The sequence below is a fragment of the Formosa sediminum genome (assembly GCF_007197735.1).
GTDB lineage: Bacteria > Bacteroidota > Bacteroidia > Flavobacteriales > Flavobacteriaceae > Formosa > Formosa sediminum.
The window spans coordinates 2,051,074-2,066,063 of the sequence record NZ_CP041637.1 but is presented as its reverse complement, the minus strand read 5'-3'; the positions used below and the strand labels follow the sequence as shown (position 1 = coordinate 2,066,063).

Below are 14,990 nucleotides of genomic sequence, written 5' to 3'. Positions count from 1 at the left end.
TTATTTTCGATTAATTAACGCTTTTAATTTCCCTAACACACCACTTTGTTCATCTTTTTCATGATAAGCATTACCATACACGCCATAACCGTAACCATAACCATAGCCGTAACCATAGCCATAATTATGATTTGTTTTATGCTTATAAAAGTTAAGAACAAAACTTATATTTTTAACTTCTCCCATACGGTATTTAGCATTAATTAAGGATAACATTCCTTTCTTAGTATAGTCTAAACGTACCATAAAAATAGTAGCATCAGCAAATTGTGTTAATTGTAATGCATCGGTTACTAAACCTAAAGGAGGTGTATCTAGAACAATTATATCATAATCTATTCGGAGTTTAGCAATAAGCTCGGCTAAACCATCACTCATTAATAATTCTGAAGGATTTGGAGGCACCGGTCCAGAAAGAATTACATCTAAATTAGCTACATCTGTATGACTTGTGACTTCGCTAAGCGTATGTTCACCTATTAAGTAATTTACCATTCCACGCTCATTAGTAATTCCAAAATCTGCAAATATCTTAGGTTTACGTAGATCCAAACCTAATAAAATAGTTTTCTTTCCAGACAAAGCATATACTGTAGACATGTTAATAGAAGTAAACGTTTTTCCTTCACCACTTACAGAAGAAGTTATCATTATTGTTTTTCCTAATTTATGATCTGTATTTTGTTTTTTCAGGATAAACTGCATACTAGACCTTATAGACCTAAAAGATTCTGCTACAGCGGATTTTGGCTTTTCGAAAACTACTAAATTATTGTGGTATTTATATTTACCTATAAGACCTAAAATAGGAATTCGAGATAAACGTTCAACCTCATCAGAGCCATGAATAGTATTGTCTAACAAATAAATAATAAATATAAAAAGCATCGGTAAGAAAAATCCAACCATTAGTGCCATCATATAATTAAGTGATTTATTTGGTCCAATTAAGCCACCTCCAATATCTTTTGCATCATCTATTGAGGTAATATCAGATATATTTGCTGCTTTTACTATTGCAGCTTCGCTACGTTTGGCCATATACAAATTATAAGCCTCTTGACTAATGTCTAGTTTACGCTGTATCTTTAGAAACTGCTGCTGATCTTCTGGCAAATTACTTAGTTTAGACTCTAAATTTAAAGCCTGACGTTGTATGCTACTAAGTTGTAATCTAATAGTACGTTTGGTGGCATCAATAGTTTCTAATAATACATGCTTCTCAGCATTTATTCGTCGATCTAAGTCTTTAAAAAGATCAGATCCTTCCTTCATAGTATATTCTAAACTCTGACGTTCTATAGCTAAAGCCGTAATTTTACCAACACTTTGCTGAATGTTAGGTTCTTCAATACCTACTGAAGAAGGCGCTGCAATATTGACATAATTTGTTTTAGTACGAAGATAATCTTCTAGGGCATTTAAATAATTAAGTTTTGTTTGCTCCATTTCTTTTGCCATTTCGTATTCTCTCAAACGGCTTGAAACTTCTGTCATCTCTACATCTACATCAAACACCTTATTTTGTTTTCTAAAGGTATTCATTTCTTCAGACACATCTTTCAGACTATTATTTACAGCAGCTAAACTACTATCTATAAACTGTATGGTATTTGTTGCGTATAAATTTTTACGTTCTAGTTCTGTACGACTTAAAATGGCAGATGTAGCATTCAAGTAATCTACAATTTTAGCTTTATTATGACCTGCTAAAGATAACTTTAACACCGATGACGACTCTTTAGAAAAGGGTTCTGTCTTTACAGCTTCTTTATAATTATTTACAACCTGATCAAAATCTAAAAATTGAACAAAATATTCGGAATTATTCTGAATGCTTACGTCGGGTTTGGTTTGTAAAGTAAAGTGTACAAAAGGCAAATTAACAGGCTGCCCAATAGTAAATGTATTATTAAAATTTCCTATGGGTAATTTAACCGGTTTAGTGTGCTTGTCGCCATAAAACTGTATGCGCCCATCTTCTGTTTCAAATTCTTTAAAAATTTCAAATTGTGTGTCGTTTATAAAACGTATTCCTAAGGGTTGATTTAAAAGTTGTCCTTGTGTTTTATCAATTTCTAAATAAAAGGGAGCATCTTTATAAATATCTTCCTTTCTATATTTTCCTTCTTTTAAATAATTAATATAAAACTGAAGCGAATCTACTACTTTTTCATTGTGAGTTCGGGTTTGTAACGAGGTAATAACCTTACCTACTTTACCAGAAACACCTCCCCAGTTAAACGAAATACTTGTATTCGCTGTAAAAAAAGGGTTTTGATCATTCTCTACTGTAATTAAAGAATCTAGTCTGTATATATTTTGCTTTCTTACATTTATTAAATAAGCAATAATTAATGCCATACCAATACAAAGCAGTACCAATTTCCAAAGGTTTAAAACTTTAAATAAATACCCTCTAAAATCAAAGGTCATACCTCCAGATTCCATCTGGTCCTGATCATCAAACTCGTACTGTGTCATTCGTTATAATCGATCTATTAATAATAAAGTTGTAGTTCCTAATGTAATTATTGTTGCAATGGTTGTTAACGTTTGCATACCTGTTTCTGCAGTTCCCCAAGATTTTTGTGGAAGTGGTTTTACGTAAATAATATCATTAGGTTGTATGTAGTAATATGGAGATTGCATTACATCTTCACGGGTAATATCTAAATGATGAATTTTTTGCCCCTCTGGATATTGTCTAATTATTAGAATATCCTTTCTATCTCCGGTAATTGGTATTTCTCCAGCATTGGCAATGGCTTCAAAAATATTAACGCGATCCTGGAATAAGGTGTTTGTTCCAGGCGCCTCTACTTCACCACTCACCGTATATCTTAATCCAGTGAGTTTAACCGTAACAAAAATATTAGCTGTTTCTTTAAACTGTTCGTCAAGCAATTTTTTTTCTATGATTTTCTCAATCTCTTCTGTAGTATACCCTAACACATTAATACGTCCCAAGGCAGGCACTCTAATCTCACCGTGCAAATCTACCGTAAACCCATCAAAATAAGCACGTTCATCGCTATTTGCATCTAACAAATCTTCACCCATCGGGTTAAAGATTTGTACTGCATCTTGATCTAACGCTTTTACTCTAATATTTAAAATGTCGTAAATTTGAATACGGTATGGCGATTGAGTTGCTACAACTTTAGCTATAGAATCTGTAACTGTTTCTGAAGGTTGTAAGTAAACCATATCCTTATGCGAAACGCATCCAGAGACGGCAAGACACAATGCGAGACAACTGATTATAAAAAATTTGGTCATTAATTAAGGTAAGTGATTTATGGACAAATATAAGTTTTCGGCAGGAATATAAAAACTAATCGTTTACTTTTTGGATATTTGTAAACTAATTCTAAAATAAAAACACACTTGAATTATTTAACAGTAGAAAATATAGCTAAATCTTACGGCGAGTTAACCTTGTTCGAAAACCTATCTTTTAGCATTCATAAAGACCAAAAAGTTGCATTTGTTGCTAAAAATGGTACGGGAAAAACCTCTATTTTAAACATACTTGCCGGTTTAGACCAACCCGATACTGGACAAATAATATTCAGAAAAAATATTACGGTTTCGTTTTTACCTCAAGAACCCGTTCTAGATCCCAACCTGACCGTTGAAGCTACTATTTTTGATGGCGATCACGACATCTTAAAAGTAATTAGAAATTATGAAGCTGCTTTAAACCATCCTGAAGATGCAGATGCCTATCAAAAAGCCTTTGAACAGATGGACCGCTATAATGCTTGGGATTTTGAAACCCAATATAAACAGATCCTTTCTAAGTTAAAGTTAGATAATTTTTCACAAAAAGTTAGTACGTTATCAGGCGGACAAAAAAAACGTTTAGCATTGGCTAATGCGTTAATTAACAAACCCGATTTACTAATACTAGACGAGCCTACAAACCATTTAGATTTAGAAATGATTGAATGGTTAGAATTGTTTTTTGCGAAAGAAAACATGACCTTGTTTATGGTAACTCACGACCGCTTTTTCTTAGAACGTGTGTGTAATGAAATTATAGAACTAGACCATGGCGAACTTTATAATTATAAAGGAAACTATTCTTACTATCTCGAAAAAAAAGAAGCGCGTATTACGCAAGAAGCTGTAGAAGTTGGTAAAGCCAAACAACTATTTAAAAAAGAATTAGACTGGATGCGTCGCCAACCAAAGGCACGTACTACAAAATCTAAATCTAGAATAGACGATTTTCACGATATTAAGCAACGCGCGAGCAAACGCCGTAAAGACCACCAAGTAGAGCTAGAACTTAATATGGAACGTCTTGGTAATAAAATTGTTGAATTACATAACGTTAAAAAATCATTTAAAAACAAAACCATTTTAGATGGATTTACTTACAATTTCCAACGTGGCGAACGTGTTGGTATAATCGGTAAAAACGGTACAGGTAAATCTACCTTCTTAAATATTCTTACTGAAACTATTACTCCAGATAGTGGTAAAATCACATTAGGAGAAACTGTTAAATTTGGATATTACACTCAAGGTGGTATTGCTGTTAAGCCCGATCAAAAAGTAATAGATGTTGTGCGAGAATTTGGGGATTATATTCCTTTAAAAAAAGGACGTCAAATTAGCGCTCAGCAACTTTTAGAACGCTTTTTATTTGACAGAAAGAAACAATACGATTTTGTAGAGAAACTTAGTGGTGGAGAGCGCAAACGTCTGTACTTATGCACAGTATTAATTCAGAATCCTAATTTTTTAATTTTAGACGAACCCACTAACGATTTAGACATTGTAACCCTAAATGTGTTAGAAGATTTCTTATTAGATTTTCCTGGATGTTTGCTTGTCGTAACTCACGACCGTTATTTTATGGACAAAATTGTAGATCACCTTTTTGTTTTTAGAGGTGAAGGTGTTATTGAAGATTTCCCTGGTAATTATTCAGATTTTAGATCTTATGAAGACAGTCCGGAATTAGCACCTACCGAGGATAAAAAAGAAAAGAAAAACTGGAAACAAGATTCTGGCACAAAATTATCTTATAACGAACAAAAAGAATATAATAATATAGAGAGTAAACTTAAATCTTTAGCGTTCGATAAAACAGCATTAGAGTCTAAATTTAATAATCCTGACCTATCTCAAGATCAAATTAATGAGTTATCTTTAAAATTAGAGAAACTCATTCAAGAGATTGAGGAAAAAGAAGAACGCTGGTTTGAATTGGCTGCTAAATTAGAAGACTAAATTTTAATCCCGATTTTTAAACACGTGTTTTATCAGATTTCACAATATTTAAAGTTTTTAAAGCGCTCTACAAACCAACATGGCGTGCATTCTCCCTTTGTTTATCAATTGGTTACCAACTGTTTTTACAATAAAAAAACACATACCGATTACCAGTTAATAGCACAATATAAAAGTGCGCTTTTAAAACAAACCACGCCGCTTCACATTACCGATTTAGGTACTGGATCTATGTATACAAAAAGTAATATTAGAACGGTAAAAAGTATTGCAAAACACTCTGGAGCGTCTTTAAAACGTGCTAAACTTCTATATCGTTTAGCAAATTATTTTAAGTTTAAAAACAGTTTAGAATTAGGAACCTCGCTTGGTATATCTACACATGCTATTGCTTTAGGCCATACAGACGGGCAAATCACTTCTATAGAAGGGTGTCCCAATATTGCTAAATTTACTGCGCAAACCTTAAAAAAAAATAATATTAAAAATGCCGAAGTTTTAATAGGTGATTTTAGTATTAAAATTCCAAAATTAAAACAAAACACTTTCGATTTTATACTCTTTGATGGCAACCATAATAAGAAAGCGACTTTAGACTATTTTGAAACCTTATTGCCCAAAACTCATAACGACAGTGTATTTATTTTTGATGATATTTATTGGACAAAAGGCATGACCGAAGCTTGGGAAACCATTAAAAAACACCCAAAAGTCACTGTAACTATAGATACGTTTCAATATGGATTTGTCTTTTTTAGAAGCGAGCAAGCCAAAGAACATTTTACAATAAGATTATAATTTTTATAAAAAAATCACAGTTTTATTTAAATATACTGTAACAAATCATCGTGTGTTGCGTCTTATTTCATATAAAAATTCCTGTATCTTGCACTAACCAACATCAGCAAAAATTTTATGGATAACGTTATTGAAATTTCCAACATCATTCGCGATTTTAAACTCGGTCAAGAAACCGTTCATGTTTTAAAAGGTATAGACTTAACCATTAAACGAGGCGATTATATTGCTATAATGGGGCCTTCTGGATCTGGTAAATCTACGCTAATGAATTTACTTGGATGCTTAGACACTCCAACAGCTGGAACATATGTCTTAAACGGTAAAGATGTAAGTAAAATGACTGATGACGACTTGGCTGAAATAAGAAATACAGAAATTGGTTTTGTGTTTCAAACCTTTAATTTATTACCGCGAACAACAGCCTTAGACAATGTGGCTTTACCTATGGTCTATGCCGGATACTCTAAAGCCGATCGCACAAAGCGTGCAGAGGAGGTTTTAACCGAAGTAGGCTTAGCAGATAGAATGGACCACAAACCCAACCAGCTTTCAGGTGGTCAACGTCAGCGTGTCGCTGTAGGACGGGCTCTTGTTAATAAACCTTCAATAATACTAGCCGATGAACCTACAGGAAATCTAGACTCAAAAACCTCTGTAGAAATTATGGGACTTTTTAATACCATCCATAAACAAGGAAATACGGTTATATTAGTAACTCACGAAGAAGATATTGCAGAACATGCCCATCGCATTATCCGCTTACGCGATGGTTTAATAGAAAGCGATACTAGAAATGAAAAAATTGTAGTGCCCTCACCTATGCACTAATCAAATCTTAATTCACTTTTAAAGCCTAAATTTTCCATGTAACTTTGAAACGTATCAAAATTTACTGGTAGCAATTAAATTTAAGTCTTTAAAACATGAAAATATATACTAAAACGGGCGATAAAGGGACCACAGCGCTCTTTGGAGGTACACGCGTACCAAAACACCATATCCGTATTGATAGTTACGGTACGGTAGATGAGTTAAACTCTTACATTGGGTTAATACGCGACCAAGACATACATCCAGACTACAAATCCGTTTTAATAACCATACAAGATCGCTTATTTACAGTTGGGGCAATGTTGGCGACACCTCCAGATAAAGCCGTATTAAAAAATGGAAAAGAGCGCCTAAATATTCCTAAAATCGATGATGCCAATATTCTTTTATTAGAAAACGAAATAGATGCTATGAATTCAGAATTACCGCCAATGACACATTTTGTATTACCTGGCGGACATCAAACGGTGTCATTCTGTCACATTGCACGTTGTGTTTGCCGAAGAGCAGAACGTTTAGCCTCAGAGTTAAACGCTATCGACCCTATAAATCCACAAACATTAACGTATTTAAACCGCCTTTCTGACTACCTTTTTGTATTGGCACGAAAGTTGTCTCATGATTTGAAAGCAGACGAAGTGAAGTGGATTCCCGAAAAACAATAACCAATTGTAACTTAGGTAATCTAACCATCTTAAAGTCAATTTGTTTATAAAAACAAGACGTTCTTTAATTTAATGATGAAATAATTCATTTTTTTCTTGACTTTTTAAACTAAAAAATTATTTTTGCAAAAATTAAAACGAATAACAGATGTATTGGACATTAGAATTAGCATCATATTTAAGCGATGCGCCTTGGCCAGCTACTAAAGATGAGCTGATTGACTACGCAATTAGAACTGGAGCACCTTTAGAAGTTGTAGAAAATTTACAATCCATTGAAGATGAAGGAGATTCGTACGACTCCATTGAGGAGATATGGTCAGACTATCCTACCGATGAAGACTATCTCTGGAACGAGGATGAATATTAGTATTACATAAAGAAAAGTTAAAAAGTCTCCTATAGAGGCTTTTTTTTATGCTAATCTTTATTAAACATAACAACAAAACGTATATTTGAATGCAATAATTATACGCATTTAATATACATAACTGTATCTATTAAGTTGCAAAACTTAATACAACCTATTAACACATATACGCATGAATTTTTTAAATTCTGTACTAAAGCTTTTTGTAGGAGACAAATCCAAGCAAGATGTAAAAGCGATCATGCCTTTAGTAGATAAAATTAAAACCTTCGAAAAGGCACTTGAGGCTTTATCGCACGACGAATTAAGAGCAAAAACAGCTTACTTTAAAGCTAAAATTGCAGAAGGCAGGCAACCTTTCGAAGATCAAATAGCAAAACTTTTAGAAGACGCAAACGCTACCGACGACATAGACAAACGTGAAGATATCTATCAAGAAATAGATAATTTAAAAGACGACTCTTATGCTGCTACAGAAAAGGTTTTAAACGATATTCTTCCTGAAGCCTTTGCTGTGGTTAAAGAAACCGCTAAACGTTTTAAAAACAATACCAGTATTACTGTAACCGCAAACACTTTTGACAGAGAAATCTCTGGAACCAAAGAATATGTTGTTTTAGAAGCAGATAAAGCCATTTGGGCAAACTCTTGGGATGCTGCTGGTAAAGCCATAACTTGGGATATGGTACATTACGATGTACAACTTATTGGAGGTATTGCCATGCACCAAGGTAAAATTGCCGAAATGCAGACAGGGGAAGGTAAAACTTTAGTTGCCACTCTACCTATGTATTTAAATGCCTTAGCAGGTAAAGGTGTACACCTAGTAACTGTAAACGATTATTTGGCTAAACGTGATAGCGCCTGGATGGCGCCTTTATTCGAGTTTCACGGGTTAAGTATAGATTGTATCGATTACCACCAACCAAATTCTGAAGCTCGTAAAAAAGCATATAATGCCGATATTACTTACGGAACAAATAACGAATTTGGTTTCGATTATTTACGTGATAATATGGCACACTCTCCTAACGATTTAGTACAACGTCCGCACCATTATGCCATTGTAGATGAAGTAGATTCTGTGTTGGTTGATGATGCCCGTACACCTTTAATTATTTCAGGTCCAATTCCGCAAGGAGATCGTCAAGAATTTACAGAGTTAAAACCAAAAGTAGACGATATTGTTGGCGTACAACGTAAATATTTAACCGGTGTTTTTGCTGAAGCTAAAAAATTAATAGCTGCAGGAGACACTAAAGAAGGCGGATTCCAATTATTACGTGTATATCGTGGTATGCCTAAAAACAAAGCTTTAATAAAGTTTTTAAGTGAAGACGGAATCAGACAGTTGTTACAAAAAACAGAAAATCATTACATGCAAGACAACAACCGCGAGATGCCTAAGGTTGATGAAGCGTTGTTTTATGTAATCGATGAAAAAAATAATCAAGTTGAATTAACAGATAAAGGAGTAGATTACCTTTCTGGTAAAGATGATCCTAACTTTTTCGTAATGCCAGAAATTGGTATTGAAATGGCTAAAATAGAAGCTAAAGGCTTAACTGCAGAAGAAGAAGCCAACGAAAAAGAAGAATTATTTAAAGACTTTGGTATTAAGTCTGAGCGTATACACACTTTAAATCAATTACTTAAAGCCTATGCCCTATTTGAAAAAGATATTCAATATGTGGTTATGGATAATAAAGTTATGATTGTCGATGAGCAAACTGGTCGTATTATGGATGGTCGTCGTTATAGTGATGGATTACACCAGGCGATTGAAGCTAAAGAAAATGTAAAAATTGAAGCTGCTACACAAACCTTTGCCACCGTAACACTTCAAAATTACTTTAGAATGTACCGCAAGCTATCTGGCATGACAGGTACAGCAATTACAGAAGCTGGAGAATTTTGGGAAATCTATAAATTAGATGTTGTAGAAATTCCTACTAACCGTCCTATTGCAAGAGACGATAGAGACGATTTAGTTTATAAAACTAAGCGTGAAAAGTATAATGCCGTTATTGAAGAAGTTTCTAAATTATCACAAGCAGGTCGCCCTATACTAATTGGTACAACAAACGTAGAGATTAGTGAACTTTTAGGAAAAATGCTTAGCATACGTAAAGTTCCTCACAATGTCTTAAACGCGAAATTACACAAAAAAGAAGCCGATATTGTTGCTGAAGCAGGAAAGCCCGGACAGGTTACCATCGCAACAAACATGGCAGGTCGTGGTACCGATATTAAGTTAATAGACGAGGTTAAAAAAGTTGGAGGTTTGGCCATTATTGGTACAGAACGTCACGATTCACGTCGTGTAGACCGCCAGTTACGTGGTCGTGCTGGACGTCAAGGAGATCCAGGAAGCTCTCAATTCTACGTATCGTTAGAAGATAACTTAATGCGTTTATTCGGATCTGAGCGTATTGCGAAAATGATGGATAAAATGGGCTTAGAAGAAGGTGAAGTCATTCAGCATTCTATGATTTCAAAATCTATTGAGCGTGCTCAGAAAAAAGTTGAAGAAAATAACTTTGGTGTCCGTAAACGTTTATTAGAGTACGACGATGTTATGAACGCCCAACGTGAAGTGGTTTATAAACGTCGCCACCATGCCTTATTTGGTGAACGTTTAAGCGTTGATTTAGCTAATATGATTTTTGATACTGCAGAACATATTGCAGAAACAAATAAAGGGGCTAACGATTATAAAAATTTCGGCTTTGAGATTATTCGTTATTTCTCAATGAGCAACCCAATAAGTGAACAAGATTTTAATAAATTAGCTGTACAAGATATAGCTGCAAAAATTTATAAAGCTGCTTTCGATTTTTATAAAACTAAAATGGCTAAGAATGCAGAATTGGCATTCCCTATTATTAAAAATGTTTACGAAACGCAAAGCGATAAATTTAAACGTATTGTTGTTCCTTTTACAGATGGTGTAAAAACATTACAAGTTGTAACCGATTTACAACAAGCCTACGAAACTGAAGGTAAGCAATTAATTACAGATTTTGAAAAGAACATCACTTTAGCGATTATTGATGATGCTTGGAAATCGCATTTACGTAAAATGGACGAGTTAAAACAGTCTGTACAATTAGCGGTTCACGAACAAAAAGATCCGTTATTAATTTATAAATTCGAGGCGTTCGAATTGTTTAAAGACATGATTACTCAAGTTAATAAAGATGTTATTTCATTCTTATTTAAAGGTGAATTGCCTAGTGAAGATCAGAATGCTATTAGTGAAGAAAAGCAACAAGCTCCTAAAAAGGAACGTTTAGAAACAACCAAGGAAGAAATTCCTAATTTAGATGAACGTGCTTCACAAAGTAGAGCTGCTGGACAAACACAACGCCAACCAGAGGTTGTTGAAACTATAGTACGCGATAAGCCAAAAATTGGAAGAAACGATAGAGTTACAATTAAAAATGTAATGAACGGCGAAAGTAAAACTGTAAAATATAAACAAGCCGAACCGCTTTTAGCTAAAGGTGATTGGGTAATTACAGAATAATACTTTCTAGTATATATTTGAACAACAAAAAAGCTGTCTATTTTAATAATAGACAGCTTTTTTGTTTTGGAAGTAAATTAATCTTCATTATAAATTTTTATTTTTATTTTAGAATCTATTTTTTCAATTAGTTTACTTATTAGATTCTTATCCAATTCAGACACCTCTGATCCAAAAATAACTTCATTAATTATGATATCAATGTAGCATTGTTCTTTAAGAATAATTCTGTACTCATCTTCATATTCCCAATCTTTAATTTTGTTAAGAAAAACAGATTTAATATCTACAAATTTATGGGGTAAATGATGATAGTTTTTTAATCCACTATAATTTACTTTTTGGATTTCATATTTATTTTCATCTAACTCGAAGGCAATAACTAAACCTCTATGACCATCTGAATAATGAGACCATAGTAAATGATTTTCATAATGTCCAGAGAATGAACATATACTTATGTGTTGATTTTTTTTGGGGTTTAGTCTAACCCTCTGTGGCTTGAGAAAACAATCTGTGTAAAATTGCCCTTCAAAATTATCATTTAGATTTCTAAAACTAGAAGCATATATTCTTTGATTAATGAATATATCAAGTAAATATTTATAATTACTAAAATCTCTAAATTTATAAAACATAATTAATTATATATTTACTTCAACTTATTACATCAAAACAAATATAGCCGATAATCCATTACAATTCAGGATATCGGCACACAAAGTCCTATAGTAACAGGACACACAATACTTACATAAAATTGGAGTTACTCCATGAGCACCTTACTAAATTTCGCATTCACGATTATAGATTTATTGCTACTTACATCTCCGGTAGAAAATGTCGAGACATTTTCGCTAGTTGTTTTTTTAGGATGTTTAAATCGAGATTGCTTACCATTGTACTGCAAACTATACGCTGTTTTAGGTAAGCTAATTATGGCATCGCTATTTTCTAAGACAATATTTAGATTCTGAAAACTTTCTGTAATTTCAGCTATTTTTAAATTACCAAAACTCCCATTAATTATTGTGTTACCAGACAGTTGCCCTAACTGTATATTAGAAGAATTTGAATTTAACACCAACTGATTTACAGTTTCTATTTTAGCCTGTTCTACATATTTTAGCATTAATTGTCCTTGATTCCAATGTGTAATAGACACAGGCGCATAAGCCACTTCGATGGAAGTTAAACTTCCATCGATAGTGTTTGCTGTTAATTTAGTATGCGCCAATTGCGCCTTTAAGTTTTCGATAAGCGACACAAATTGTAGCTCGCCATATTTTACATTCACTTTTAAATTTGCCTTTTTAGGCATACGAATAATAATTGTTTTTTTTATATAAGGATTACTATCAGGTATGTTTCTGTCCTGCTTTGCGCTGTGCCTTGCTGCTTCGGCGTGCATTCGGCTCGCTTCAGCATGTTCTTGTGCATTCATTTGTCGCTCAATAGACTGTTCTAACTGTGCCTCCCAAGCTTCCATACTATCTCCAAAATCTTCTCCAAAACTCTCGGCAAATTGTTTCCCCCATTCTTCCATTTCTTTACCATAAGTTGCTCCAAATTTTTCTCCCCAAGCTTCCATGGCTTTCTCGTAATCTCCAAAACCTGAATCGCTAAATTGTTTTGCCCAAACTTTCATTTTTTCTTGAAATGCCTTCCCGTATTTTTTTTGATACCCTTTACTCCACTTTTCTAAATAGGTTTCTCCTTCTTTTTTATAAGCTTCATAATCAAAATTTACACTACTTATACCTTCTGGCAACTCTGGTAATTTTGGCATTTTAGGCATTTCAGGGACTTTTGGAATATTTGGAATGTTTGGCATTGGAGGCACAGGTGGCAATTGTGCCAACTCAAACTCTAATTCCTGTAATGCCGAAATTGAATTTACATCAAACTCGTAATCCATTTCCCAATAATTTTGTTGTCCTTTAGACGTAATATTAACATCACTATTAGAACCACTTACATTCACACTCCATTGTTCTAAAACCTTTTGTAAGTCTGCTTGAGTGCGTTTATCACTTTCTACAAAAGCTTCCACTTCAATGCTATTTTTATTCCATGTATCTACAATAACATGGGTGTAATCTGATTCTAAATTAATAGTTACATCTTTATTTACATTTAAAGTTTGTAAGGCTTTAGAACGCTTTTGTTGCGCCAAAGAAGTAATAGGTAACAGCCCAAAAAGTATTAATGCTAATGTTGTTTTTATAAATAATTGTTTCATCTTAAATTTGTATTTAAAAAGATTTCTGCGCGCTTGTATACACTGCAGATTCAGATTTTAATTCTTTTAATTGGTCTCTTAACCGGTATAATAAATTTAATCGCAATCTTAAATTATCGATTAAAGCATTTATGGTTAACTCACTCGGACCTGTTTCTGTTAATTCTATAGATAGCTTTTTATATTCTTCGCTTAGTTCTTCTAACCTTTGAATGTAACCGTCTATCAGTTCTTTATTATTCGGCGTTAATTCTACTTTAGATAATTCGGTATGAATACTCGCCAAATAATAGTCTTCAACTTTTTTTAGATCGGGAGACAGATCACCCAATGTTTTTATTTTTGATTTAGGTGTGTCTTCGGTAGAAGTTACAGTAGGTGTATTTTCAACTTCAACTTGATTAGAATTATAAAACGTATAGCCACCAACACATACCCCAAATACAATAACTATACTCGCTGCTACAGACCACCAATTAAATTTTGATTTCACGGGTTCTGAAGGAAAGGTTTCATTTAGTTTTTTCAAAAAACGAGCTTCATGACCTTCAGCTAACCTTTCATCGTTTTGATGAATGCTATCGGCCTTAAATAAATCTCTAATATCTTGTGCCATAGGTTTTCAATTTTAATAGTTCTTGTAATTTTTGTTTTCCTCTAGATAATTGTGTACGTGATGCCACTTCAGAAATATTTAAAATTTCAGAAATTTCTTGATGATCGTAGCCTTCTATTAAAAACAACATCACTACATACTTATATTTTTCTGGCAAAGTTTCAATAACTAGTTTAATGTCTTCTAAAGTCACATCATCTTCAACGACCCAACTGTCGTGAGCATCTGCATCGATCACTTTTAGGTGCACCTCTTCTAAAACATCTAACTGAGGTGATTTAGATTTAAGCGCGTCGATACAAGTATTCACAACTATACGTTTTAACCAAGCCCCAAAAGTAACATTGCCTTTAAATTGATGCAGTTTACTAAAGGCCTTTATAAAAGCATCTTGCACCAAATCTTCAGCTTCAGCAGTATTTGTAATAAAACGCTTGGCAACAACATACATCCCTTGGCAGTACTGGTTGTATAACTGCATTTGTGCCTTTCGGTTATTCCGCTTACATGCTTCTACAATTTCAATAGAAAAGGAATTCACTTGTTGTGGTTTTGGTTAGTGTACATCTTAAAGACGTGTCTTTTTTTTAAGTGTTGCAAAAAAGGCGAAAAAAAATTTTAGTGTTGTTAAAATTGAATTAATTAAACCCCTCTGTTTTAACTTAGAAATCTTTTAAAGTATCTTTACG

At 33.5% G+C, this 14,990-nt stretch carries 12 protein-coding genes; 6 read left to right on the top strand and 6 right to left on the bottom strand.

Annotation, left to right across the window (positions count from 1 at the left end; all coding sequences use genetic code 11):
- On the bottom strand, positions 1-2,484 hold the full coding sequence (locus tag FNB79_RS09040; protein ID WP_143381007.1) for a polysaccharide biosynthesis tyrosine autokinase: 2,484 nt from the start codon (positions 2,482-2,484) through the stop codon (positions 1-3).
- Positions 2,485-2,487: 3 nt separating this feature from the next.
- Entirely contained in the window at positions 2,488-3,210 is a 723-nt protein-coding gene (locus FNB79_RS09035) for a polysaccharide biosynthesis/export family protein (RefSeq protein WP_246073252.1), read from the bottom strand.
- A 180-nt stretch (positions 3,211-3,390) separates the two neighbouring features.
- Between FNB79_RS09035 and FNB79_RS09030 the strand changes: the two genes are divergently transcribed.
- From FNB79_RS09030 to secA, 6 genes are all read left to right on the top strand, one after another.
- Positions 3,391-5,247, top strand: coding sequence for an ABC-F family ATP-binding cassette domain-containing protein (locus FNB79_RS09030; protein WP_143381005.1), 1,857 nt, complete (start codon positions 3,391-3,393; stop codon positions 5,245-5,247).
- Between the two features lie 84 nt (positions 5,248-5,331).
- Positions 5,332-6,045, top strand: a complete 714-nt coding sequence (locus FNB79_RS09025; RefSeq protein ID WP_246073251.1) for an O-methyltransferase — start codon at positions 5,332-5,334, stop codon at positions 6,043-6,045.
- A 117-nt stretch (positions 6,046-6,162) separates the two neighbouring features.
- The gene (locus tag FNB79_RS09020) at positions 6,163-6,876 is read left to right on the top strand and encodes an ABC transporter ATP-binding protein (RefSeq protein WP_143381003.1); all 714 of its coding nucleotides are present in this window, start codon (positions 6,163-6,165) and stop codon (positions 6,874-6,876) included.
- Between the two features lie 95 nt (positions 6,877-6,971).
- Entirely contained in the window at positions 6,972-7,544 is a 573-nt protein-coding gene (locus tag FNB79_RS09015; RefSeq protein WP_143381002.1) for a cob(I)yrinic acid a,c-diamide adenosyltransferase, read from the top strand.
- A 148-nt stretch (positions 7,545-7,692) separates the two neighbouring features.
- Positions 7,693-7,914 (top strand): DUF2795 domain-containing protein, encoded by a 222-nt coding sequence (locus FNB79_RS09010; protein ID WP_019387375.1) that lies wholly within the window; start codon positions 7,693-7,695, stop codon positions 7,912-7,914.
- A gap of 172 nt (positions 7,915-8,086) precedes the next feature.
- Positions 8,087-11,443: a preprotein translocase subunit SecA gene (gene secA, locus FNB79_RS09005; protein ID WP_143381001.1), complete on the top strand. Its 3,357-nt coding sequence runs from the start codon at positions 8,087-8,089 to the stop codon at positions 11,441-11,443.
- A 77-nt stretch (positions 11,444-11,520) separates the two neighbouring features.
- On the opposite strand, the gene FNB79_RS09000 is transcribed toward secA, so the two are convergent.
- The 4 genes from FNB79_RS09000 to FNB79_RS08985 form a co-directional block, all read right to left on the bottom strand.
- Complete coding sequence (locus FNB79_RS09000) at positions 11,521-12,081, bottom strand: DUF2971 domain-containing protein (protein ID WP_143381000.1); 561 nt, start codon at positions 12,079-12,081, stop codon at positions 11,521-11,523.
- A 128-nt stretch (positions 12,082-12,209) separates the two neighbouring features.
- The gene (locus tag FNB79_RS08995; protein WP_143380999.1) at positions 12,210-13,685 is read right to left on the bottom strand and encodes a hypothetical protein; all 1,476 of its coding nucleotides are present in this window, start codon (positions 13,683-13,685) and stop codon (positions 12,210-12,212) included.
- Positions 13,686-13,698: 13 nt separating this feature from the next.
- The gene (locus FNB79_RS08990; RefSeq protein WP_143380998.1) at positions 13,699-14,301 is read right to left on the bottom strand and encodes a hypothetical protein; all 603 of its coding nucleotides are present in this window, start codon (positions 14,299-14,301) and stop codon (positions 13,699-13,701) included.
- The gene (locus FNB79_RS08985; protein WP_143382597.1) at positions 14,285-14,782 is read right to left on the bottom strand and encodes an RNA polymerase sigma factor; all 498 of its coding nucleotides are present in this window, start codon (positions 14,780-14,782) and stop codon (positions 14,285-14,287) included. Before FNB79_RS08985 ends, FNB79_RS08990 begins: the two co-directional genes overlap by 17 nt.
- Positions 14,783-14,990 lie beyond the last annotated feature (208 nt).

Bases quoted from the DNA above. Each gene is read 5' to 3' on its own strand.
- FNB79_RS09040 (WP_143381007.1), bottom strand. From the start codon at position 2,484: ATGACACAGTACGAGTTTGATGATCAGGACCAGATGGAATCTGGAGGT.
- FNB79_RS09035 (WP_246073252.1), bottom strand. From the start codon at position 3,210: ATGGTTTACTTACAACCTTCAGAAACAGTTACAGATTCTATAGCTAAA.
- FNB79_RS09020 (WP_143381003.1), top strand. From the start codon at position 6,163: ATGGATAACGTTATTGAAATTTCCAACATCATTCGCGATTTTAAACTC.
- FNB79_RS09015 (WP_143381002.1), top strand. From the start codon at position 6,972: ATGAAAATATATACTAAAACGGGCGATAAAGGGACCACAGCGCTCTTT.
- FNB79_RS09010 (WP_019387375.1), top strand. From the start codon at position 7,693: ATGTATTGGACATTAGAATTAGCATCATATTTAAGCGATGCGCCTTGG.
- secA (WP_143381001.1), top strand. From the start codon at position 8,087: ATGAATTTTTTAAATTCTGTACTAAAGCTTTTTGTAGGAGACAAATCC.
- FNB79_RS09000 (WP_143381000.1), bottom strand. From the start codon at position 12,081: ATGTTTTATAAATTTAGAGATTTTAGTAATTATAAATATTTACTTGAT.
- FNB79_RS08995 (WP_143380999.1), bottom strand. From the start codon at position 13,685: ATGAAACAATTATTTATAAAAACAACATTAGCATTAATACTTTTTGGG.
- FNB79_RS08990 (WP_143380998.1), bottom strand. From the start codon at position 14,301: ATGGCACAAGATATTAGAGATTTATTTAAGGCCGATAGCATTCATCAA.
- FNB79_RS08985 (WP_143382597.1), bottom strand. From the start codon at position 14,782: ATGCAGTTATACAACCAGTACTGCCAAGGGATGTATGTTGTTGCCAAG.